Source organism: Burkholderia sp. AU33545 (assembly GCF_020419685.1).
Classification (GTDB): Bacteria; Pseudomonadota; Gammaproteobacteria; order Burkholderiales; family Burkholderiaceae; genus Burkholderia; species Burkholderia diffusa.
In genome coordinates this window covers 717,542-738,476 of sequence record NZ_JAIZRQ010000002.1, presented here as the reverse complement: position 1 = coordinate 738,476, position 20,935 = coordinate 717,542, and the positions used below count along the sequence as shown (strand labels likewise).

19 protein-coding genes are annotated in these 20,935 nt (G+C 68.2%); 12 read left to right on the top strand and 7 right to left on the bottom strand.

The window, feature by feature from the left end; translation table 11 throughout:
- Nucleotides 1–83: 83 nt before the first annotated feature.
- The 3 genes from LGM71_RS09210 to LGM71_RS09200 form a co-directional block, all read right to left on the bottom strand.
- Complete coding sequence (locus tag LGM71_RS09210) at nt 84–857, bottom strand: slipin family protein (RefSeq protein ID WP_059600179.1); 774 nt, start codon at nt 855–857, stop codon at nt 84–86.
- A complete protein-coding gene (locus LGM71_RS09205) occupies nt 854–2,410 on the bottom strand; it encodes an NfeD family protein (RefSeq protein ID WP_059600178.1) in 1,557 nt (518 codons plus the stop codon). Before LGM71_RS09205 ends, LGM71_RS09210 begins: the two co-directional genes overlap by 4 nt.
- Before the next feature lie 121 nt (nt 2,411–2,531).
- The gene (locus LGM71_RS09200) at nt 2,532–3,566 is read right to left on the bottom strand and encodes an AraC family transcriptional regulator (protein ID WP_226114686.1); all 1,035 of its coding nucleotides are present in this window, start codon (nt 3,564–3,566) and stop codon (nt 2,532–2,534) included.
- A 137-nt stretch (nt 3,567–3,703) separates the two neighbouring features.
- Here LGM71_RS09200 and LGM71_RS09195 point away from each other — a divergent pair, with 137 nt between their 5' ends.
- The 6 genes from LGM71_RS09195 to LGM71_RS09170 all read left to right on the top strand — a co-directional run bounded on the left by LGM71_RS09195 (nt 3,704) and on the right by LGM71_RS09170 (nt 11,264).
- On the top strand, nt 3,704–4,837 hold the full coding sequence (locus LGM71_RS09195; protein ID WP_124622021.1) for an acyl-CoA dehydrogenase family protein: 1,134 nt from the start codon (nt 3,704–3,706) through the stop codon (nt 4,835–4,837).
- A gap of 238 nt (nt 4,838–5,075) precedes the next feature.
- Complete coding sequence (locus LGM71_RS09190) at nt 5,076–6,782, top strand: AMP-binding protein (protein WP_226114685.1); 1,707 nt, start codon at nt 5,076–5,078, stop codon at nt 6,780–6,782.
- Nucleotides 6,783–6,889: 107 nt separating this feature from the next.
- Nucleotides 6,890–8,419: a CoA-acylating methylmalonate-semialdehyde dehydrogenase gene (locus LGM71_RS09185; protein WP_124901159.1), complete on the top strand. Its 1,530-nt coding sequence runs from the start codon at nt 6,890–6,892 to the stop codon at nt 8,417–8,419.
- An 18-nt stretch (nt 8,420–8,437) separates the two neighbouring features.
- Entirely contained in the window at nt 8,438–9,340 is a 903-nt protein-coding gene (gene mmsB, locus LGM71_RS09180) for a 3-hydroxyisobutyrate dehydrogenase (RefSeq protein WP_059600174.1), read from the top strand.
- Entirely contained in the window at nt 9,337–10,128 is a 792-nt protein-coding gene (locus LGM71_RS09175) for an enoyl-CoA hydratase (protein ID WP_124901160.1), read from the top strand. The genes mmsB and LGM71_RS09175 overlap by 4 nt, the downstream gene beginning before the upstream one ends.
- Nucleotides 10,125–11,264 (top strand): enoyl-CoA hydratase/isomerase family protein, encoded by a 1,140-nt coding sequence (locus LGM71_RS09170; protein ID WP_124622013.1) that lies wholly within the window; start codon nt 10,125–10,127, stop codon nt 11,262–11,264. The genes LGM71_RS09175 and LGM71_RS09170 overlap by 4 nt, the downstream gene beginning before the upstream one ends.
- A gap of 71 nt (nt 11,265–11,335) precedes the next feature.
- Here the strand turns inward: LGM71_RS09170 and LGM71_RS09165 are convergent, their stop codons facing one another.
- Nucleotides 11,336–12,241, bottom strand: a complete 906-nt coding sequence (locus tag LGM71_RS09165; protein ID WP_226114684.1) for a LysR family transcriptional regulator — start codon at nt 12,239–12,241, stop codon at nt 11,336–11,338.
- A 177-nt stretch (nt 12,242–12,418) separates the two neighbouring features.
- On the opposite strand from LGM71_RS09165, the gene LGM71_RS09160 reads away from it, so the two are divergent.
- Entirely contained in the window at nt 12,419–13,957 is a 1,539-nt protein-coding gene (locus LGM71_RS09160; protein WP_226114683.1) for an MFS transporter, read from the top strand.
- Nucleotides 13,958–13,992: 35 nt separating this feature from the next.
- Here LGM71_RS09160 and LGM71_RS09155 read toward each other — a convergent pair whose 3' ends face one another.
- A complete protein-coding gene (locus LGM71_RS09155) occupies nt 13,993–14,574 on the bottom strand; it encodes an HD domain-containing protein (protein ID WP_226114682.1) in 582 nt (193 codons plus the stop codon).
- Nucleotides 14,575–14,659: 85 nt separating this feature from the next.
- Nucleotides 14,660–15,217: a helix-turn-helix domain-containing protein gene (locus LGM71_RS09150; RefSeq protein ID WP_059600331.1), complete on the bottom strand. Its 558-nt coding sequence runs from the start codon at nt 15,215–15,217 to the stop codon at nt 14,660–14,662.
- Between the two features lie 324 nt (nt 15,218–15,541).
- Between LGM71_RS09150 and LGM71_RS09145 the strand changes: the two genes are divergently transcribed.
- Both LGM71_RS09145 and LGM71_RS09140 read left to right on the top strand, forming a co-directional pair.
- Nucleotides 15,542–16,945, top strand: coding sequence for an HdeD family acid-resistance protein (locus LGM71_RS09145; protein WP_226114681.1), 1,404 nt, complete (start codon nt 15,542–15,544; stop codon nt 16,943–16,945).
- Nucleotides 16,946–17,369: 424 nt separating this feature from the next.
- Entirely contained in the window at nt 17,370–18,101 is a 732-nt protein-coding gene (locus LGM71_RS09140) for a ribonuclease T2 (RefSeq protein WP_226114680.1), read from the top strand.
- A 67-nt stretch (nt 18,102–18,168) separates the two neighbouring features.
- Here the strand turns inward: LGM71_RS09140 and LGM71_RS09135 are convergent, their stop codons facing one another.
- Nucleotides 18,169–18,804 (bottom strand): isochorismatase family cysteine hydrolase, encoded by a 636-nt coding sequence (locus tag LGM71_RS09135; RefSeq protein WP_059600169.1) that lies wholly within the window; start codon nt 18,802–18,804, stop codon nt 18,169–18,171.
- A 411-nt stretch (nt 18,805–19,215) separates the two neighbouring features.
- Here LGM71_RS09135 and LGM71_RS09130 point away from each other — a divergent pair, with 411 nt between their 5' ends.
- The 3 genes from LGM71_RS09130 to LGM71_RS09120 are packed head-to-tail and all read left to right on the top strand — an operon-like array spanning nt 19,216 to nt 20,886.
- The gene (locus LGM71_RS09130) at nt 19,216–19,686 is read left to right on the top strand and encodes a rhodanese-like domain-containing protein (protein ID WP_226114679.1); all 471 of its coding nucleotides are present in this window, start codon (nt 19,216–19,218) and stop codon (nt 19,684–19,686) included.
- 28 nt (nt 19,687–19,714) lie between these two features.
- Nucleotides 19,715–20,668, top strand: coding sequence for a serine O-acetyltransferase EpsC (gene epsC, locus LGM71_RS09125; RefSeq protein ID WP_174906494.1), 954 nt, complete (start codon nt 19,715–19,717; stop codon nt 20,666–20,668).
- Complete coding sequence (locus LGM71_RS09120; protein WP_124622001.1) at nt 20,665–20,886, top strand: helix-turn-helix domain-containing protein; 222 nt, start codon at nt 20,665–20,667, stop codon at nt 20,884–20,886. Before epsC ends, LGM71_RS09120 begins: the two co-directional genes overlap by 4 nt.
- The last annotated feature ends 49 nt before the right edge of the window (nt 20,887–20,935 follow it).

Sequence of the window (20,935 nt, the reverse complement as noted above, 5' to 3'; positions counted from 1 at the left end):
GGCCGGGCGCCGGGCCGCCGCGGCCGGGCGCCCGTCGGCATCGGCATCGGCTGCGGCGTCGTGCGGGCCGGCGCCCGCGCGGCTCAATGCTCGCGCGGCGAGCCCAACCGGTCCAGCAGCGCCCCCAGCAGATCGATCGGCAGCGGAAACACGATCGTCGAGTTCTTGTCCGCCGCGATCGTCGTCAGCGTCTGCAGATAGCGCAGCTGCATCGCCTGCGGCTCCTGCGCGAGCCGCTGCGCGGCCTGCAGCAGTTTCTCCGACGCCTGCAGCTCGCCCTCCGCATGAATCACCTTCGCGCGCCGTTCGCGCTCGGCCTCGGCCTGCCGCGCGATCGCGCGCACCATCGTCTCGTTCAGGTCGACGTGCTTGATCTCGACCGTCGACACCTTGATCCCCCACGCATCCGTTTGCGCGTCGAGCGTCTTCTGGATGTCGGCATTCAGCTGCTCGCGCTCGGCCAGCAGCGCATCGAGCTCGTGCTTGCCCAGCACCGAGCGCAGTGTCGTCTGCGAGAGCTGGCTCGTCGCGTCGAAGAAGCGCGCGACCTGGATCACGGCCTTCTCCGGATCGACGACGCGGAAATACACGACCGCATTCACCTTCACCGACACGTTGTCGCGCGTGATCACGTCCTGCGGCGGCACGTCGAACACGACGGTGCGCAGGTCGATCCGCACGACCTGCTGGACGATCGGGATGATCAGCACGAGCCCCGGCCCCTTTACTTTCCAGAAGCGGCCGAGCATGAACACCACGCCGCGCTCGTACTCGCGAAAGATGCGGATCGACGATGCGACGAGCACCACGACGAAGACGATCAGGACGCTGCTGAAGCCAAACGTGTAGCCCATCATGACGGTGCTCCCTGGTGTTGTTGTTCGTGTGCCGGCACGTCGTAGAGCGGTGCGACCGTGAGCGTCAGCCCCTGGCGGCCGGTGACGCGCACGCGGCAGCCCGCGGCGAGCGGCACGCTGCTCGCAACGCGCCAGCGCTCGCCATGCACGCGCGCCCAGCCCGCGGCCGATGGTGCGGGGCCGGCCGCGCCGTGCGGCTGGTCGGCCTGCAAACCGTCGTCGAGCACTTCGCCGATGCTGCCGACCATCGCCTCGGCGCCCGTCACGACCGGCCGCCGCCGCGCGCGCAGCGCGACGCTCGACACGCCCGCGACGAGCAGCCCGCCGCCGAGCGCGAGGCTCCCGATCACGGGCCACGGAATACCGTAGCCGGGCACGTCGGTATCGATCAGCATCAATGCGCCGATCGTAAACGACACGATTCCGCCGAAACCGAGCACGCCGAAGGTCGGCAGGAACGCCTCGGCGACGAGGCAGCCGAGCCCGAGCAGCACGAGCCCGAGGCCCGCATAGCTGATCGGCAGCAATTGCATCGCGAACAGCCCGATCAGCAGGCAGATGGTGCCGGCGACGCCCGGCAGCACGAACCCGGGATTCGCGAATTCGAAGAAGAGACCGTAGATGCCGATCGTCAGCAGGATCAGCGCGACGTTCGGATCGGCAATGATCGACAGGAAGCGGCTGCGCCAGTCGGGCGCGAGCACGACGAGCGGCGCATGCGCGGTCGCGACGTGCAGCGTGCCGGCCGTCGTCGTCACGGTGCGGCCGTCGACTTGGCGCGCGAGGTCGGCCGGGTCCTGCGCGATCAGGTCGACGACATGCTGCGCGCGCGCCTCGGTCGCGGACAGGCTCAATGCCTCGCGCACCGCGCGCTCGGCCCATGCGGCATTGCGTCCGCGCAACTGCGCGAGGCCGCGGATGTACGCGGCGGCGTCCTGGGTCGCCTTGCGGATCTCGGTCGACTGCGTATCGTTCGGCAGCTCGGCCGGCGTCGCGGATGCACCGGCGGCACCCGATGCCCCGGCTGGGGGCGCTCGGGGCGCGCCTGGCGTCCCCGGCGCGCCACCGCCGATCCCGAACTGCACCGGCGACGCCGCGCCGAGATTGGTGCCGGGCGCCATCGCGGCGATGTGGCTCGCGTAGACGATATAGGTACCGGCGCTCGCGGCCCGTGCGCCACCTGGCGCGACGAACGCGGCGACCGGCACCGGCGAGCCGAGGATCGCCTTGATGATCTGCCGCATCGACGTGTCGAGCCCGCCGGGCGTATCGAGTTGCAGGATTGCGAGCGGCGCGTGCTCGCGCGCCGCGCGCTCGAGCGAGCGGACGATGAAGTCGGCGCTGGCCGGCCCGATCGCGCCGTTGACCGGAATCACGAACACCGGCGGCGCGGCCGCGGGTGCGGCGGCGGGGGGCGGGGCGGCAACCGCCGCGCACACGACGAGCAGCGCCGCGAACAGCGCGGCGCGCGCGACCCGCGCGGACAGCGGGTGACGGGGACGGCCGCCGGGCGATACAGGTGCCGGCGGCGGCCCATGACGGTGAATGCGCATCGGGGCGTCCGGGTGGCGCGCAGCCGCACGCCGTCCGGCTCGCGTAAAGGGCGTTGGCCCGATGATTGAAGATTAGGCGGTTTCCGCGGAAAGCGCGAAGGTGCGGCGGCAGGCCGCTGATTCAGCCGGCGCCGCCGCCGCGCGCGAGCGCTTCTTGCCGGTATTCGGCCGGGCTGCGCCCGCTCCATTTGCGAAACGCGCGGTAGAACGCGCTCGGTTCCGCGAAACCGGTGGCCGCTGCGACGTCGGCGATGGTCCGCGACGGATCGGCCAGCGCCTCGAACGCGAGGTCGCGCCGCAGCGTGTCCTTGATCGACTGGTACGCGTGGCCTTCCTGGTGCAGCTTGCGGCGCAGCGTCGCCTCGGCCACGTGCAGCCGCGCGGCCATCCCGTCGGCGCCGGGCCACGCGGCGGGCGGCATGCCGCGCAGCACCGTGCGCACGCGTTGCGCGAGCGCGTTCGGGTTGCGGTACTTGACGATGAAGCTGGCCGGCGCGTTGCGCAGGAACGTTTTCAGCGTCCTGGCGTTCTGCACGACCGGCAGCGTGGCGAATTCGGGATCGAAATCGACATACGAATCGGGCTGGTTGAACCGCATGTCGTCGCACAGCATCGACGGGTATTCGTGGTCGGCCGGCGGCGTGTCGCAACGGAAGCTCGCGTGGAGCAGCGGGATGCGTCGCCCGATCAACCAGCAGGTGAGCCCGTACACGATGATGAAATAGGTCGCGTACGTGAACATCGCGGGCGCCGAGGTGCTGTTGCGGTGCACAAAACGCAGCCGCACGCGCTGCGGGTTGGCGTCGAGCTCCGCGTGCAGGTCGTCGAGCACGCAGTGCATGAAATTCACCGCGCGCGCCATCGCATGCAGCCCGTCCTTCGCGGACAGCGCCGCCTGGCTCATCGCGATGAAGCTGCCGCTGCGCATCGGGTGGCGATCCTGCCCGAAAAACTCGTCGTCGAGCGCGCGCGCAATGGCGTTCCACAGCGCCCCGTACTGCTGCGCGGACACCCGCGCACGCGGCTGCGCGAGCAGCGCGGGCGCGATGCCGGCTTGCGCGAGCAGCGGCTCGGCCGCGACGCCGCGCCGGGTGGCGAGCGCGACGCTGTAGGCGACGAGGCTGATCGCGACGGTTCCCTTGTCTTCCTGCTTCATCGAAGCCGCCGGTATGGCAAAAACGCTCAGTGTAAATGAGCGGCGCGAGCATCGAACAGTCGCGCGCGCTTGCCTACACTTGTTGCATCGAAACGAAAGGTCGGTCGCGGCACGCGGCCGCAGGAGACAGCAGCGCCATGGACGAGCTTTACACCGAAGACCAGCGGATGATCCGCGACGCCGCGCGTGCTTTTGCCACCGAGGTGCTGGCACCGAACGCCGCGCAGTGGGACCACGACGCGCACCTGCCCGACGCCGTCGTCGCGCAGCTCGGCGAACTCGGCCTGCTCGGGATGATCGTGCCGCAGGAGCTGGGCGGCGCATATACGGATTACGTCGCCTACGCGCTGGCGATTGAGGAAATCGCCGCCGGCGATGCCGCGTGCGCGACGCTGATGAGCGTGCACAACTCGGTCGGCTGCGGGCCGATCCTCGGTTTCGGTACGCCCGCGCAGAAGGATCGCTGGCTGGCCGAGATGGCGGCGGGCCGCATCATCGGTGCGTTCTGCCTGACCGAGCCGCAGGCCGGCTCCGAGGCGAACAACCTGCGTACGCGGGCGGAACTGCGCGACGGCAAGTGGGTGTTGAACGGCGCGAAGCAGTTCGTGACCAACGGCCAGCGCGCCGGGGTCGCGATCGTTTTTGCCATGACCGACCCGGAAGCCGGCAAGCGCGGCATTTCCGCGTTCCTGGTGCCGACCGACACGCCGGGCTTCATCGTCGGCAAGCCGGAAAAGAAGATGGGCATCCGCGCATCCGACACATGCCCGATCACGTTCGAGAACTGCGCGATTCCGGAAGAAAACCTGCTCGGCAATCGCGGCGAAGGGCTGAAGATCGCGCTGTCGAACCTGGAAGGCGGGCGCATCGGCATTGCCGCGCAGGCGCTCGGCATCGCGCGTGCCGCGTTCGACAAGGCGCGCCGCTATGCGCGCGAGCGCGTGCAGTTCGGCAAGCCGATCGCCGAGCACCAGGCGATCCAGCAGAAGCTGGCCGACATGGCCACGCAGATCAACGCGGCGCGCCTGCTCGTGCATCACGCGGCAAAGCTGCGCACGGCGGGGCTGCCGTGCCTGTCCGAAGCATCGCAGGCGAAGCTGTTCGCGTCCGAGATGGCCGAGCGCGTGTGTTCGGACGCGATCCAGATCCACGGCGGTTACGGCTACCTCGTCGATTACGAAGTCGAGCGTCACTATCGCGACGCGCGCATCACGCAGATCTACGAGGGCACCAGCGAAGTGCAGCGGATGGTGATCGCGCGAGAGCTTTGAGTCCTGAATCGCGACGCGCGCTCCACCGACAACCACGCGAAGAACCAGACAGGCAGGCAAACAGGCAGGGCACGAAGGCAGCGCGGCAATCGCGGCACGCAACGACGTGACCGTGCGCCGCGCGACACGGAACCGGGCATGCGCTGCAGCACATGCACTGGACCGACCGCACGAGGCATGGGATGAGAGCAAGCGTTGATGCGCCGACTCTCGTCGACAGGAGACAGGAGACGACACGATGACGGTACAGGCATTCCTGGACGCACGCGACTTTCTGCTGCGCCATCGCACCGACTACGAAACCGCATACCGCGATTTCGAATGGCCGGTGCTCGATGCGTTCAACTGGGCGCTCGACTACTTCGACCCGATGGCGCGCGGCAACGACAAGCCCGCGCTGTGGATCGTCGACGCGGCAACCGGCACGGGCGACCCGTATTCGTTCGCGCAGATGTCCGAGCGCTCGTCGCGGGTCGCGAACTGGCTGCGCGGCATCGGCGTCGTGCGCGGCGACCGGATCCTGCTGATGCTGCCGAACCGTGTCGAGCTGTGGGACGCGATGCTCGCCGCGATGAAGCTCGGCGCGATCGTGTTGCCCGCGACCACGCAGCTGTCGGCCGACGACGTGCGCGATCGCGTGCAGATCGGCGGCGCGAAATACGCGATCGTCGACGAGAACGAAACCGCGAAATTCGAACAGGCCGATCTCGGCCTCAAGCAGAAGATCGTCGCCGGCGCGCCGCGCGCGGGCTGGCTCGCGATGAACGACGGCTACGCGGCGAGCGCCGCGTTCGAGCCCGACGCCATCACGCACGCGAACGATCCGATGCTGCTGTACTTCACGTCGGGCACGACCTCGAAGCCGAAGCTCGTCGAGCATACGCACCGCACCTATCCGGTCGGGCACCTGTCGACGATGTACTGGGTTGGCCTGCAGCCGGGCGACATTCACTGGAACATCAGCTCGCCGGGCTGGGCGAAGCACGCGTGGAGCTGCTTCTTCGCGCCATGGAATGCACAGGCGTGCGTGTTCGCGTTCAACTACGCGCGCTTCGAGCCGAAGGTCGTGCTCGACGCGCTCGTCAAATACCAGGTGACCACGCTGTGCGCGCCGCCGACGGTGTGGCGCATGCTCGTGCAGCAGCCGCTCGCGTCGTTCGACGTGAAGCTGCGCGAGATCGTCGGCGCCGGCGAGCCGCTGAATCCCGAGATCATCGAGCGCGTGAAGAAGGCGTGGGGCATCACGATTCGCGACGGCTACGGCCAGACCGAGACGACCTGCCTGATCGGCAACACACCGGGCCAGCCCGTCGTCGCCGGTTCGATGGGGCGCCCGCTGCCCGGCTACCGGATCGCGCTGCTCGACCCGGACGGCGCGCCCGTCAGCGAAGGCGAGGTCGCGCTGCCGATCGGCGCGGGCGTGACGCGCCCGGTCGGCCTGATGAACGGCTATGCGAACAATCCGGACGCGACGGCCCACGCGATGCGCGACGGCCATTACCGCACGTCGGACATCGCGATGCGCGGCGACGACGGCTACTACGTGTACATCGGCCGCGCGGACGACGTGTTCAAGTCGTCCGACTACCGGCTGAGCCCGTTCGAACTCGAAAGCGTGCTGATCGAGCATCCGGCGATCGCGGAAGCGGCCGTCGTGCCGAGCCCGGACCCGGTGCGGCTGTCGGTGCCGAAGACCTTCATCACGCTGCGCCAGGGGTATGAGGAAAGTCCCGCGCTCGCGCTGGAGATCTTCCGCTTCTCGCGCGAGAAACTCGCGCCGTACAAGCGCATCCGGCGCCTGCAGTTCGCGGAGCTGCCGAAGACCATCTCGGGGAAGATCCGCCGCGTCGAGCTGCGCCGCCGCGAGATCGAGCGCGGCGACGATGCAACCACGCGGATGCCCGGCGAATACTGGGAAGAAGATTTCGCCGCCGAACTGAAATGACCTGCCGTGGGCCGCGTGCCGCATGTCGCGGCCGTCGCCCGCGACACCGATTGAACCGGCCGCGCGTTGCATGACGCGACACGGCCCACTGCAAGGAGAGTGCATCGATGAACGCGAATCCGACGCCCCGCACGGGGCAAGACGTGCCGACGGTCAAGCTGCTGATCGACGGCGCCTTCGTCGAGTCCACCACGAGCGAGTGGCGCGACATCGTCAACCCGGCGACGCAGCAGGTCCTCGCGCGCGTGCCGTTCGCGACCGTCGCGGAAGTCGACGCGGCCGTGCAGGCCGCGCACGCCGCGTATGCGACATGGAAGAACACGCCGATTTCCGCGCGCATGCGCATCATGCTGAAGTTCCAGGATCTCGTGCGCGCGAACCTGCAGCGCATCGCGAAGACGCTGACGGCCGAGCAGGGCAAGACGCTGCCCGACGCCGAAGGCGACATCTTCCGCGGCCTCGAAGTGGTCGAGCACGCGTGCTCGGTCGGCACGCTGCAGCTCGGCGAATTCGCGGAGAACGTCGCGGGCGGTGTCGACACCTACACGCTGCGCCAGCCGCTCGGCGTGTGCGCGGGCATCACGCCGTTCAACTTCCCCGCGATGATTCCGCTGTGGATGTTCCCGATGGCGATTGTGTGCGGCAACACGTTCGTGCTGAAACCGTCGGAGCAGGATCCGATGTCGACGATGGCGCTCGTCGAACTGGCGATCGAGGCCGGCGTGCCGAAGGGCGTGCTGAACGTCGTGCACGGCGGCAAGGAAGTGGTCGACGCGATCTGCACGCATCCGCTCGTGAAGGCGATCTCGTTCGTCGGCTCGACCGCCGTCGGCACGCACGTGTACAACCTCGGCAGCCAGCACGGCAAGCGCGTGCAGTCGATGATGGGCGCGAAGAACCACGCGATCCTGCTGCCCGATGCGAACCGCGAGCAGGCGATCAACGCGCTGGTCGGCGCCGGCTTCGGCGCGGCTGGCCAGCGCTGCATGGCGACCTCCGTCGCGGTGCTGGTCGGCAACGCGCGCGAGTGGCTGCCGGACATCGTCGCGAAGGCGAAGCAGCTGAAGGTCAACGCGGGCTCGGAAGCGGGCACCGACGTCGGGCCGGTGGTGTCGCGCGGCGCGAAGGCGCGCATCCTGTCGCTGATCGACACGGGCATCAAGGAAGGCGCGAAGCTCGAACTCGACGGCCGCGACGTGAAGGTCGCCGGCTTCGAGGAAGGCAACTTCATCGGGCCGACGATCTTCTCCGGCGTGAAGACCGACATGACGATCTACACGCATGAAATCTTCGGGCCGGTGCTGGTCGTGATGGAAGTCGACACGCTCGACGAAGCGATCGCGCTCGTCAATGCGAACCCGATGGGTAACGGCGTGGGCATCTTCACGCAGAGCGGCGCGGCCGCGCGCAAGTTCCAGAGCGAGATCGACGTCGGCCAGGTCGGCATCAACATCCCGATTCCGGTGCCCGTGCCGTTCTTCAGCTTCACGGGCTCGCGCGGCTCGAAGCTCGGTGATCTCGGCCCGTACGGCAAGCAGGTCGTGCAGTTCTACACGCAGACGAAGACGGTCACCGCGCGCTGGTTCGACGACGACACGACGGCCGGCCCGGTGAACACGACGATCCGGCTGCATTGAGCCGGGGAGGACACGAACATGAAGATCGGATTTATCGGACTCGGCCACATGGGTGGGCCGATGGCGCTGAACCTCCTGAAGGCTGGCCATGAAGTGCACGCGTTCGACCTGAGCGCCGACGCATTGCGCGCGCTGCAGGACGCCGGCGCGCAGGTGGCCGGGTCGCCGCGCGAAGCCGCATCGGGCGCGACCTTCGTCATCACGATGCTGCCGGCCGCGCCGCACGTGCGCTCGGTGCTCGCCGGCGAGAACGGCGTGCTGGCCGGCCTCGGCGCCGGCGCGACCGTGATCGATTCGAGCACGATCGATCCGGCGAGCGCGCAGGCGTTCGGCGCGCTCGTGCGCGAGCGCGGCGGCGCGTTCGTCGATGCACCTGTGTCGGGCGGCACCGGCGGCGCGGCGGCAGGCACCTTGACCTTCATGGTCGGCGGCAGCGACGCCGATTTCGAGCGCGTGAAGCCCGTGCTCGCCGGCATGGGCAAGAACATCGTCCATTGCGGCGCGACGGGGATGGGGCAGGTCGCGAAGGTATGCAACAACCTCGTGCTCGGCATCTCGATGGCGGCCGTGTCGGAGGCGATGTCGCTCGGCGTCGCGCTCGGCATCGACCCGAAGGTGCTGGCCGGGATCGTCAACACGTCGACGGGCCGTTGCTGGAGCTCGGACACCTACAACCCGTATCCGGGCGTGATCGACACCGCGCCGTCGTCGCGCGGCTACAGCGGCGGCTTCGGCACCGACCTGATGCTGAAGGATCTCGGCCTCGCGAACGACGCCGCGAAGCAGGCGCGCCAGCCCGTCTATCTCGGCGCGCTCGCGCAGCAGCTGTACCAGACGATGAGCAGCCGCGGCGACGGGCAACTCGATTTCTCGGCGGTGATCCGCCTGTACCAACCGGCCACGAAGAAGGACGCCTCATGATCGAACTGGACTACGTCGACGACGGCGCGATCGCGTGCGCGACGCTCAAGCGTCCGCCCGCGAACGCCTTTACCGCCGACGGGCTGCGGCAACTGCAGGAAACCGTCGCCGAACTGAACGCGAACCCGCGCGTGCGCGCGCTGGTGATCACCGGCGACGGCCCGAAGTTCTTCAGTGCGGGCGCCGACCTCAACACGTTCGCCGACGGTGACCGCGCGGTCGCGCGCGCGATGGCCGCGCGCTTTGGCGCGGCGTTCGAGGCGCTGCATGACGCGCGTGTCGTGACGATCGCGGCGATCAACGGCTATGCCATGGGCGGCGGCCTCGAATGCGCACTCGCGTGCGACCTGCGGATCGCGGAGACGCACGCGCAGATGGCGCTGCCCGAACCGTCGGTCGGCCTGCTGCCGTGCGGGCTCGGCACGCAGACACTGCCCTGGCTCGTCGGCGAGGGCTGGGCGAAGAAGATCATCCTGGCCGGCACGCGCGTCGACGCGGCAACGGCGCTCAGGATCGGCCTCGTCGAGGACGTGGTCGAAAGCGGCGCGGCACGCGATGCGGCGCTGGCGCTCGCGCGCAACGTCGCGCGGCAGAGCCCGCACGCGATTGCATACAGCAAGGAACTGATCGGCCTCGCGCGCCGCGGCGTGCCGCGCAGCGCGGCGCTCGCGGTCGAGCGCGAACGCTTCGTCGATCTGTTCGACACGAACGATCCGCGCGAAGGCGTGGCCGCGTTTCTCGGCAAGCGCGCGCCGCAATGGCATACCGATGGAGAGCCGCAACGATGAGCACGCCGGTCAAGACTCATGACAGCTTCGCGCAACCCGCGCCGGAGGTGCTGTTCCGCGTGGTGAACCGCGTGGCGCTCATCACGCTGAACCGGCCGGCCGCGCTCAATGCGTTGTCCTATTCGATGATCGGCGAGCTGGCCGCACACCTCGAACGCTGCCGCACCGATGACCAGATTGTCGCGGTCGTGCTGCGCGGCGCGGGCGAGAAGGGCTTCTGCGCGGGCGGCGACGTGCGCGCGCTGCACCGGATGGTCGCGCAGCGCGAGACGTGGCTGCCGTTCTTCGTCGACGAATACCGGCTCGACTACGCGATCCATGCGTTCCCGAAGCCGGTCGTCGCGCTGATGGACGGCGTGACGATGGGCGGCGGAATGGGGCTTGCGCAAGGGGCGGCGCTGCGCGTCGCGACCGAGCGCAGCAAGATCGCGATGCCGGAGACGCGCATCGGCCTCGTGCCGGACGTCGGCGCGACGCATTTCCTGTCGCGCATGCCGGTCGAACTCGAGCTGTACGTGGGGTTGACGGGCGCGATGCTGTCGGGTGCCGACGCGCTGACCGCGAAGCTCGCCGACCTGTGCGTGCCGTCGTCGTGGCTCGATACGTTCGAGACGCGCATCGAAAGCGTCAAATGGGACGGCGACGTGCTGCCGGCGCTGCGCAAGGTGTTCGAGCCGCCGTGCAACGTCGTGCCGCATTCGGCGCTCGACAGCCAGATGGCGTGGATCGTTCGTCACTTCGACAAGCGCTCGACCGTCGAGCGGATCGTCGCGACGCTGAAGCAGGAGCTTGAACGCGACGAGCTGGCGCGCGAGCATCGCCAATGGCTGCAGGCGACGCTCGACGCACTCACCGGCCATTCGCCGACGATGCTGTGCGTGACGCGCGAAGCGCTGCTGCGCGGCCGTCAGATGACGCTCGCCGAGTCGTTCCGGATGGAGCTCGGCATCGTGGCGCGCGCGATCGAGGAGGGCGACTTCTGCGAAGGCGTGCGCGCGCACCTCGTCGACAAGGATCGCAAGCCGCGCTGGGCGCCGGCGTCGCTCGTCGAACTGCGCGCCGAACGCGTGCGGCATTTCCTGACGTCGCCGTGGAAACTGTTCGCACATCCGCTCGCCGATCTTGGCGCGGCGTGAGTTGACGCGATGCACCGACGCGCCTGTGCGGCGCGTCGGTTTCAACCCATTTCCTTTCTGCGCGTCTGCGCTCAGCGCTCGATCATCGGCGGCACCGCCTGCACGAGCGCGTCGATCACGCAGCGCGTCTTGCGCGGCAGGTAGCGCGTTTTCGGCCAGATCGCGTGGATGTCGCCTTCGCAGACGAAGCAGCGGTCGAGCACGACGACCATTTCGCCGCGCTTCACGTAATGATCGAGCAGCCAGCTCGGCAGCCAAGCGATTCCGAACCCCGAGGCGCCTGCCGCCGCGATTGCCTGCACGTCGTCGAAACTGAGCTGATGCGGCATGTCGATGCGCACCCTCGAGCCGTCCGGCGCGCGCAGGTCCCACGGCTGCGCGACGCCCGAGCGTGAATACGCGATCGTCCGGTGGTTCCTGAGGTCGTCGAGCGATTGCGGCATTCCGTGGCGCGCGAGATACGACGGCGCCGCGCCGAGGCTCCCGTATTGCGTGCCGAGCCGCCGTACCGCGAGGCTTGTGCTGTCCGCGAGCGGGCCGATTCGTACCGCGAGGTCGATCCCTTCCTCGACCAGATCGACGAAACGGTCGGTGATCGACACGTCGATCCGCAGGTGCGGATAGGTGCGCGCGAGATCGAGCACGATCGGCGTCACGCAGTGATGCCCGAATGCGAGCGGCACGCTCAGCCGCAGCTTGCCGCGCGCTTCGTTGCGGCCGCAATCGAGATCGGCTTCGGCCGCTTCCAGCTCCGCGAGCGCGCGCACGCAGCGGTCGTAGTACGCCTGGCCGTCGTCGGTCAGGCTCTGGCTGCGGGTCGTGCGCTGCAGCAGCCGCGCGCCGAGCCGCTTCTCGAGCCGCGCGATCGCCTTGCCGACCGCCGAGCGCGTCATGTCGAGCCGTTCCGCGGCGAGCGCGAAGCTGCCGGATTCCACGACCTGGACGAAGGTCGTTACGCCGTCGAGTCTGTCAGTCATGGCGGGTTGGATCGATTGCGTCCTGTGATTCCCTGGTTCGTGGAAATAGGCGCGTCAATGGGGAGCGAAATTCTCACTATAGTACCGATTCCCGTTCAGCGTGCGTCGCCGGCCGCGCGCGGCGAACCCTTCTCACTGGAGGCGCGCGGCCCGTTGCCGGGCCGGCGCGCAATACGCATGACGCTATCCGACTCCCGCAGGAATGCGGTCGCGCTCGCGGCCGTCTGTCTCACGTCGCTGATGTTCGGCCTCGAGATCTCGAGCGTGCCGGTGATCCTGCCGACGCTCGAACACGTGCTGCACGGCGACTTCAACGGTATGCAGTGGATCATGAACGCGTACACGATCGCGTGCACGACGGTGCTGATGGCGGCCGGCACGCTTGCGGACCGGTTCGGCCGCAAGCGCGTGTACGTGATCGGCACCGTGCTGTTCGGTGCGACGTCGTTGCTGTGCGGGCTCGCGCCGACCGTGCCGGTGCTGGTCGCGGGCCGGCTGCTGCAGGGCGCGAGCGGCGGCGCGATGCTGATCTGCCAGATCGCGGTGCTGTCGCACCAATTCCGCGAAGGGCGCGAGCGCGGCCGCGCGTTCGGGATCTGGGGGATCGTGTTCGGGATCGGTCTCGGCTTCGGGCCGCTCGTCGGCGGCGCGATCGTCGCGCTGGCGAGCTGGCCGTGGGTGTTTCTCGTGCATGCGCCGCTCGCGGCCGTCGCGCTCGTGCTGATCGGCGGCGCGGTGCGGGAGTCGCGCGATCCGCACGCGGGCACGCTCGACGTCGCGGGTATCGTCACGCTGTCGCTTGCCGTGCTCGGTCTCGCGTTCTACATCACGCAGAGCGCGGAGCTGGGGCTCACGAGTGCGGCCGGGCTCGGCGTGCTCGGTGCGACCGTGCTCGCGCTGGCCGGCTTCTTCATCGCGGAGCGCACGAGCGCGCGGCCGATGTTCGACTTCTCCGTGTTCCGGATTCGCGCGTTCACCGGCGCGATCTTCGGCTCGATGGGGATGAACTTCAGCTTCTGGCCGTTCATGATCTACCTGCCGATCTGGTTCCAGGTCGCGCTCGGCTACGACAGCGTGACGGCCGGCCTCGCGCTGCTCGCATACACGCTGCCGACGCTGGTCGCGCCGCCGTTCGGCGAGCGGCTCGCGCTGCGCTATGGGCCCGGTGTCGTGATTCCGGGTGGCCTGTTTACGATCGCGGCCGGCTTTGCGTTGATGCGGATCGGCGGCGGCGTCGAGCATGCCAGCTGGCTCACGATGCTGCCAGGCTGCGTGATCGCCGGCATCGGGCTCGGGCTCACCAACACGCCGGTCACGAACACGACGACGGGCGCGGTGCCGAGCTCGCGCGCCGGGATGGCGTCAGGCATCGACATGAGCGCGCGGATGATCTCGCTCGCGCTGAACATCGCGACGATGGGCTTCGTGCTGGTTGCGGGGATCGTCGCGAGCTTGAAGGCGGGCGTCGCGGGGGCGGTCGATGCGGGGGCGCTGCGCATGCTGGCGCAGCAGATCGCATCGGGCCGCACCGATGGGCTGCAGGCGATCGCGCCGGCGCTCGCAAAGGCCGACCCGACCGGGGCGGCGCTGCACGCGGCGCTCTTGCACGGGTTCGGCTGGGTGATGGTGTACGGCGCGGCTGGCGTGGCCGTGCTCGCGACCGCGAGCGCGGTGGCGTTCGCGCCGGCGAGGCGCGGGGCGACGGTGTGTGAATGACGCGCGCGGTGTCGCGCGCGGGCGGTTCGGGGCGCTTACGCGCCGTTGCCGCGAGCGTCGATTCGGCGTTGCGTGTCCGCGTCGACGATCGCGCGGATCGTGCTGAATAGCGGCGCCGCGTCGGTGTAGCGCCGGCCGTAGCCGAGATTGAACGCGTAGTCGAAATCCGGCGGATTGCTGCCCTGGTTGTGCTGGAGGATCGTTTCGAGCTTGTCGAGTGCCTTCGCGGCGCGCGCTTCCGGTGATGCCGCCGCCTCGTATTCGTCCCACAGTGCGACGATCTCGTCGCGCAGCACGCGATCGAGCCCGGCCGTCAGCGTCAGCAGGTCGTCGCGTTCGTGTGCGTTCTTGTCCGGATGCGCGGCCTGCTCGATCGCAGGGATGTCGCCGTGCAGCGCTTCGCCGAGATCGTGGACGACGCACAGCTTCAGCAGCTTCGTCGTGTCGACGTCGGGTAGCGCATCGGCAAACACGAGCGCCATCAGGCACAGCCGCCAGCTGTGTTCGGCCGTGCTTTCGGCGCGCCCGGTCGACGTATGGCCGCTGCGCAGCACGTCTTTCAGGCGTTCGGCTTCGCGCAGGAAATCGAGCCGCGCGTGGATCGTGTCGAGGTTCATGGCAGGGAAGTGCTTGATTCGAGCCCTCAAGCGTACGTCGCGCGCACGCGATGCGTCCACGCATGAAATATGCGCGCCGCGCTTGCTACAACGTTTCGACGAGCCGCGCGGCGGAGCCGTCCGACAGCGTCATCCGTGTCCATCGGCAGGTGCTGCCGCGGATCGGCACGACGCGCGATGCATTTGCGCCGGTCGCGAATTCGACGCTCGGCGGCCCCGCGCGATCGTGCCAGCCAAGCGGGTCGAGCGCGGCTTCCATGCGGACGATTTCCGGCGTCGCGTAGCGCCACAGCGATGTGCCGAGCAACGTCGGCAGCGGCCGCGAGAACTCGGCCGCGCGCGATGGCGAGCAGGCGAGCAGGCGGTGCGTGAGGTCGCACACGAGATGCATGCGGGCCGTGCTGCTCGCGATCAGCCGGGCGAGCGCGTGGTCGCCCGCTGAATCCAGGCGCGCGGCAAGCAGCCGCTCGGCCATCGCGCGCTCGTCGGGCGACATCTGCTGGATGCCGGCTTCCCAGCGCGAAATCGTCGATTGCGCGACGCCGAACAACTCGGCCGCGTGGCTCTGCTTCATGCGATGCAGCGTGCGCCACCGCTTGAGTTGCGGGCCGAGCGGCGGGGTGTGAAGCGGTGAGGCGCGCATATTCGTGCTCCGTTCGGGATGCGGGCCGCACTGGCGCCGCGTTGCGAAATGGATCAGTAGGCCGTTGTTCCGGGGATGCCTGGATCACGACGAGCTTGACGTCGGGCGTCAGGACTCACCGGAATTGTTTTCGCCAGGCTTTCAACCGGCTCCTCCATATCTTATTATTCGGCGAAAGCGGAGTGCGCCGGCTGTCATTGTTCATGTTGAAACATGATGCGCCGGTCAGCTCTGGCTTCCGACTTCCGCATCGCACGAACGCGCGGTCGGCACGACGCGGGACGCGTGGCCAGCGCGTATCCCGAAAAAACATACGAGGGCGCCATGGTACGACTGGTCTTGCTGCTGCTGGGCATCGAATATCTGCGAACGCGCTCGCGCGGGCTGACCGTGCTGGGCTGGCTGTGGGTCGTCGCGGGCGTCGGCATCTTCGTCGACGCGCTCGACGGTGCGCTGCATTTTCCGATCGAACTGTTCGCCTGGCTGTTCCTGATCGAGGGGCTCGCGACGCTCGCGGTGGCTGGCAGCGGCGTCGGCGGGCAGCGCATCCTGCGCTACGTGAAGGGCATCGCGGTCGTGGTGGCCGCCGGGCTCGTGTTCGCGGGCCATCATCACGGCCACTTCCTCTTGTCGATGATCTTCGGCACGCTGTTCCTCGTCGACGGGCTGCTGCAGTGCACGTCCGCATGGATGGTGCGTTACCGGCGCTGGAACGTTGCATTCGCGTGGGGCGTCGTCGAGATCCTGCTGGCCGTCTTCTTCTATCAGCCGTATCCGACCCACTATGTGGGTACCGTGCCGTACTGCCTTGGCCTGCTGCTGATGTTTGGCGGGATGCACATGCTGAGCCTTGCCGCGCGCGTGCGGCGGCTGACGCGCAATCCCGCGTTCGTCACATCGCCGGCGCCGTCGATCGTGCCCGACATCGACGCGGCGCCCGACGTCCCGCGCTTCACGCAATCGGAATGGGACGGCCCGCCGGCCGACCACGAGCACGCGCTGACCGTGCACGTGTGGACGCCGACCGGCACGTCGAAGGCCGAAGCCCAGCGCTATCCGGTGATCGACCGCTACATCGCGGCGGTGGACGTCAACGGCGTGATCTCCACTGGCCATGCGGCGCTGGAGTCGCCCGAGGGCGTCTACATCAGCCTCTATCCGGCGGTGGAAATCGATCGTTCTCCGGACGAATTCACGCGGATTCTGCGCGCGACGCGCGAGAACGACGTGCCGGGCCTGTTCCAGCCCGACTATGCGACCGAGTCGAAAGCGTGGTGTCCGTCGACCGTGCGCGTGCGGATCCGCAATTACGATCCGGCGAAGCTGGCCGCATTCTGGTCGTCGTATCGGCAGACCGTCACGTACAACCTCACGCACCGCAACTGCTCGAGCACTGTCTCGAACGCGCTCGAAGCGGCACTCGACGGCGCGGTGTGGCGGCTCAGGGGCACGCGTGCCGGGTGGGGCGCATTCATCCGGCTGCTGCTCACGCCCGAGCTGTGGGTCGCCGCGCAGATCCGCAAGCGTGCGGTGACGATGGCCTGGACGCCCGGCCTCACGCTCGACTATGCGCGCGCGCTCAGCATGCTCGCCGATCCGCGGCCGTTCGCGTGGTGGAAGGTCGCGCGCTCGGCCGTGAAGGCGATCATGGCGTCGCGCCGCGCGTGGCGAGCGCAGGACAGCGCGGCACTGTCACCGGGTGAATCGGAAGCCGCGTCGGTGAAATAATCGCGTGGCGCCGGACGAGGCGCCGTGCGCGACAGGCGCCGCCGCCGGACGATCCGGTGTCGTGGCCCGCTATCGGAACTTGCCTGGCGAACAACAACGACGCCACGAGCGCATTCCGCATCCTGATTCCCGTTTGAAGCTCCCCCGTTCCCGATCTCGACGCGGTATGGCTTGCCTGGCCGGGAGGCCGTCATCCTGGGATGCTCCGTCGCAGGATGAAGATGGCGAGAGGGCAGGCCGGCGTCGCAGGCGCAGGAACGTGAGCGTTGGGATCGGTACCGGTGATAACGGGCTCGGCGTTGCACGACGAATTCCTTCGTCGACCTTCATATTGATGCCACGTTGCGCGGACAACAATCGCGGGCAGACATTCGACAATCTTGCGGCGCATCCCGCGACCGCAAGCCTTTTCCGAGGAAACGCCATGCTCAAGACGCTCGCCCGCGCCGCGGCCGCACTCGCCGTCGCATCCGCCTCGCTGCACGCCGTCGCGCAGACCAGCTACGACTACCTGTTGCTCGCGGCTTCGTGGGAGCCCGGCTTCTGCGCGTCGCACGACACGCCGGAGTGTACGAACCTCGCCGGCACGTACGCGGCGACGAGCCTGTCGCTGCACGGCCTGTGGCCGAACAGGTACGACGGCAACCAGCCGTTCTACTGCGGCGTGCCGCAGAGCGACGTCGATCTCGACAACGCGCACCAGTGGTGCAGCATGGATGCGTATCCGGTCAGCACCGCGACGCGCAACACGCTGTCAACCTACATGCCGGGCGTGGCGTCGTGCCTCGACAAGCACGAATGGTTCAAGCATGGCACCTGCTCGAATTCGGCATCGCCCGACGCATACTGGAACGACGCGGCCGGCATGATCAGCCGGCTCGGCAACACGTCGTTCAACGCGTTCCTGCAGGCGAACGCGGGCAAGACCGTGACGCGCAACCAGCTGCTGTCCGCGTTCGAAGGCGCGTTCGGCAGCAATACGCGCAGCGCGGTGTCGCTGAAGTGCACGAAGACCAACGGCGTCAGCTATTTCACGGAAGCGTGGATCACGGTCAAGACGAATGCGACCACGCAGTTTCCGAGCTCGGCCTCGCTCGTGACGGACGGGAATACGCAGGGGACGTGCCCGACGTCGGGCGTGTATATCGCGAAGTAACGCGCGAAGTTGCGCGGGATGCGCCGGTCGGAAGCGTTCCGGCCGGCGTGGCGCGGGTGTTGCACGTCTATGCGAGCAGCAGCAGTGCGTCGGCGAGCGACAGCACTGTCGTGCGCGTCTCGAACGCCGTCGCGAACAGATGCTCGTGCACGACCTGATCCGGGTCGTAGCAGCAGTCCTTAACCGTATACAGCCGGAAATCCGCATCGCTTGCGTGCGCAACCGACGACAGCACGACGCCGGTCGACGCAATTCCGACGAGGATCAGCGTGTCGATGCCCTGCGCGACGAGCCGTGACTGCAGGTCGGTGCGGAAGAACACGCTCGCGCGATGCGCGACGGTCAGCGGCTCGTGGTCCAGCCGTCCGAGTTCCGGGCATGGGCCGTCGTCGACGAAGAGGCCGAGCTGCTTGATCCCTTGCCCGTTCTTGTTGCGTGGACTGACTTCCGGATAGCCCGGGCTGAAACGGAGATTGGCGAAACACACGTGGACGCCGCCCGCCCGGGCTGCATCGCACAGCTTGCGCGTGTTGGCGAGCAGGGTAGGGGCGACCGATGGAAAGAGACCGAGAATGTCGGTCTGGTAGTGCATCACGACCAGTGCGGTTTTTGCCGGCACGATCGGCGGAATCGGTGTGTGCGTGCGGCCTTCCGCGTTTGCGTGGCGAGTCGTTGCGAGATCTGAAGCGTGTTCCGGTTGCATGACTGATGCTCTCCCATGAGTCATTTCGGTGTCTCAGAAAATCGATCGCTCGTTATACGTCGTCAACCATTCCGATGCAAGCGTGCCGGAACTCGGTCAATACGACCTGACATGCAATCTCTTCGGGCGAGTGGCGTAGATCGATGCCATCGTCGCCGGCAAAAAACCGCCCTTTTCTCTCCGAGGTTGGTCAGGCCAGCGGCGGCGGTCTAGGGGCATTTCTACATCGGCGCCAACACCTTCTCGATTGCATTACGCACGCCGCTGCTTAGGAAATGAATTTTTATTGGTTCTGCTTCCCTGTTCGCGCTCGCATAGTGGTGCTGACGGCTATAGACAGCAAGCAAGCTGCACCGGCCGCATTCCCGGTTGTTTTTTGATCATACGAATCTGCGAGAACAAGGAAGCGTGATGACGTTTGCATTGGAAGAACGAACGGCCGCCCGGCAGGCGCTCGACGACGCCCGCGCGGTCGCGGCAGCGGTGGGCACGCCTTACGCGGGGGGCGTGGCGCCCGACGCCGCATGGGCGCTGTTTTCCGCTGGCCATGCGTTGCTGGTCGACGTGCGGACTGCGGAGGAACGGAAATTCGTCGGCCACGTGCCGGAGTCGCTGCACGTGCCATGGGCGACCGGCACAAGCCTGACGCGCAACCCGCGCTTCGTGCGCGAGCTGGAAGCGAAGACAGGCAAGGACGCGGTGGTGCTGCTGCTCTGCCGCAGCGGCAACCGGTCCGCGCAAGCGGCCGAGGCTGCCACCAAAGCGGGCTTCACGCAGGTGTTCAACGTGCTCGAAGGGTTCGAGGGCGACCTCGACGAACAGCAGCATCGCGGCGACCGCAACGGCTGGCGCCATCGCGGCCTGCCGTGGACGCAGGACTGAATCACGGCCGTTACGGGGAGAAGTCAGCATGGCCGCATTCGAAATCGACGACATCGTTCAGTCGCTCCAGACCGTGCGCCGCGCGTGGCGCGAGAAACAGCGGCGCTCGCTCGAACCGGGCGGGCGCGACCTGCCCGCGCGCGAAGCGCTCGCACAGATCATCGGAGCGCTGAAGGGCGTGCTGTTCCCGATGCGGCTCGGGCCGCCCGACCTGCGACAGGAGAGCGAGAACTTCTATGTGGCCCATGCACTCGACGCGGCGCTGAACGCGTTGCTCGCGCAGGTGACGCTGGAGTTGCGCTACGCGGCGCGGCAACGCAATGCCGACGCGCAAATCGACGAGGCCGCGTCCGCGGCCGTGCAGGCGTTCGCCGCACGCTTGCCGGATATTCGCCGGCTGCTCGACAGTGACGTGCTGGCCGCATTTCACGGCGATCCGGCGGCCGGCAGCGTCGACGAAGTGCTGCTGTGCTATCCCGGCATCCTCGCGATGATTCACCACCGGCTCGCGCACGAGCTGTACCGGCTCGGGCTGCCGCTGCTCGCGCGCATCATTGCCGAGCAGGCGCACGCCGAAACCGGTATCGACATTCATCCGGGCGCGCGCGTGGGCGGCGGCTTCTTCATCGACCACGGCACGGGCGTCGTGATCGGCGAAACCGCGATCATCGGCGAGCGCGTGCGCGTGTACCAGGCCGTCACGCTCGGCGCGAAGCGCTTCCCGCGCGACGCGGCAGGGCATCTGGAGAAGGGGCTCGCGCGCCATCCGATCGTCGAGGACGACGTCGTGATCTATGCGGGCGCAACGATCCTCGGCCGCGTGACGATCGGCCGCGGCGCTGTGATCGGCGGCAACGTGTGGCTGACGCAGGACGTGCCGGCCGGCGCGAACGTCACGCAGGCCGTGCTGCGCAGCGAGGCGAACGCCGTCCCGCCCGCGCGGACCGAACCGGCTCGGCCGGCCGCGCAGGTGACGCCATGAGCGACCTGATCCAGCACTTCGGCGCCAACGTGCGCAAGCTCCGCGAATCCCGCACGTGGTCGCAGGAGCAGCTCGCGGAACACGCGGGGCTGAACCGCTCGTACGTCGGCGAGATCGAGCGCGGCGAGGCGATCGCGTCGATCGTCACCGCCGACAAGATCGCGCGCGCGTTCGACGTGTCGATCGCGACGCTGCTGCGCGGCGTGTACGCCGCCTGACGCATCGCGGTGCTTTTCCCGTTCGGTGGTGCCATATGACGGCTATAGC

What these genes read in the sequence shown, in the direction of transcription:
- LGM71_RS09210 (WP_059600179.1), bottom strand. Translation starts at nt 857, where the DNA reads ATGATGGGCTACACGTTTGGCTTCAGCAGCGTCCTGATCGTCTTCGTC.
- LGM71_RS09205 (WP_059600178.1), bottom strand. Translation starts at nt 2,410, where the DNA reads ATGCGCATTCACCGTCATGGGCCGCCGCCGGCACCTGTATCGCCCGGC.
- LGM71_RS09200 (WP_226114686.1), bottom strand. Translation starts at nt 3,566, where the DNA reads ATGAAGCAGGAAGACAAGGGAACCGTCGCGATCAGCCTCGTCGCCTAC.
- LGM71_RS09195 (WP_124622021.1), top strand. Translation starts at nt 3,704, where the DNA reads ATGGACGAGCTTTACACCGAAGACCAGCGGATGATCCGCGACGCCGCG.
- LGM71_RS09190 (WP_226114685.1), top strand. Translation starts at nt 5,076, where the DNA reads ATGACGGTACAGGCATTCCTGGACGCACGCGACTTTCTGCTGCGCCAT.
- LGM71_RS09185 (WP_124901159.1), top strand. Translation starts at nt 6,890, where the DNA reads ATGAACGCGAATCCGACGCCCCGCACGGGGCAAGACGTGCCGACGGTC.
- mmsB (WP_059600174.1), top strand. Translation starts at nt 8,438, where the DNA reads ATGAAGATCGGATTTATCGGACTCGGCCACATGGGTGGGCCGATGGCG.
- LGM71_RS09175 (WP_124901160.1), top strand. Translation starts at nt 9,337, where the DNA reads ATGATCGAACTGGACTACGTCGACGACGGCGCGATCGCGTGCGCGACG.
- LGM71_RS09170 (WP_124622013.1), top strand. Translation starts at nt 10,125, where the DNA reads ATGAGCACGCCGGTCAAGACTCATGACAGCTTCGCGCAACCCGCGCCG.
- LGM71_RS09165 (WP_226114684.1), bottom strand. Translation starts at nt 12,241, where the DNA reads ATGACTGACAGACTCGACGGCGTAACGACCTTCGTCCAGGTCGTGGAA.
- LGM71_RS09160 (WP_226114683.1), top strand. Translation starts at nt 12,419, where the DNA reads ATGACGCTATCCGACTCCCGCAGGAATGCGGTCGCGCTCGCGGCCGTC.
- LGM71_RS09155 (WP_226114682.1), bottom strand. Translation starts at nt 14,574, where the DNA reads ATGAACCTCGACACGATCCACGCGCGGCTCGATTTCCTGCGCGAAGCC.
- LGM71_RS09150 (WP_059600331.1), bottom strand. Translation starts at nt 15,217, where the DNA reads ATGCGCGCCTCACCGCTTCACACCCCGCCGCTCGGCCCGCAACTCAAG.
- LGM71_RS09145 (WP_226114681.1), top strand. Translation starts at nt 15,542, where the DNA reads ATGGTACGACTGGTCTTGCTGCTGCTGGGCATCGAATATCTGCGAACG.
- LGM71_RS09140 (WP_226114680.1), top strand. Translation starts at nt 17,370, where the DNA reads ATGCTCAAGACGCTCGCCCGCGCCGCGGCCGCACTCGCCGTCGCATCC.
- LGM71_RS09135 (WP_059600169.1), bottom strand. Translation starts at nt 18,804, where the DNA reads ATGCAACCGGAACACGCTTCAGATCTCGCAACGACTCGCCACGCAAAC.
- LGM71_RS09130 (WP_226114679.1), top strand. Translation starts at nt 19,216, where the DNA reads ATGACGTTTGCATTGGAAGAACGAACGGCCGCCCGGCAGGCGCTCGAC.
- epsC (WP_174906494.1), top strand. Translation starts at nt 19,715, where the DNA reads ATGGCCGCATTCGAAATCGACGACATCGTTCAGTCGCTCCAGACCGTG.
- LGM71_RS09120 (WP_124622001.1), top strand. Translation starts at nt 20,665, where the DNA reads ATGAGCGACCTGATCCAGCACTTCGGCGCCAACGTGCGCAAGCTCCGC.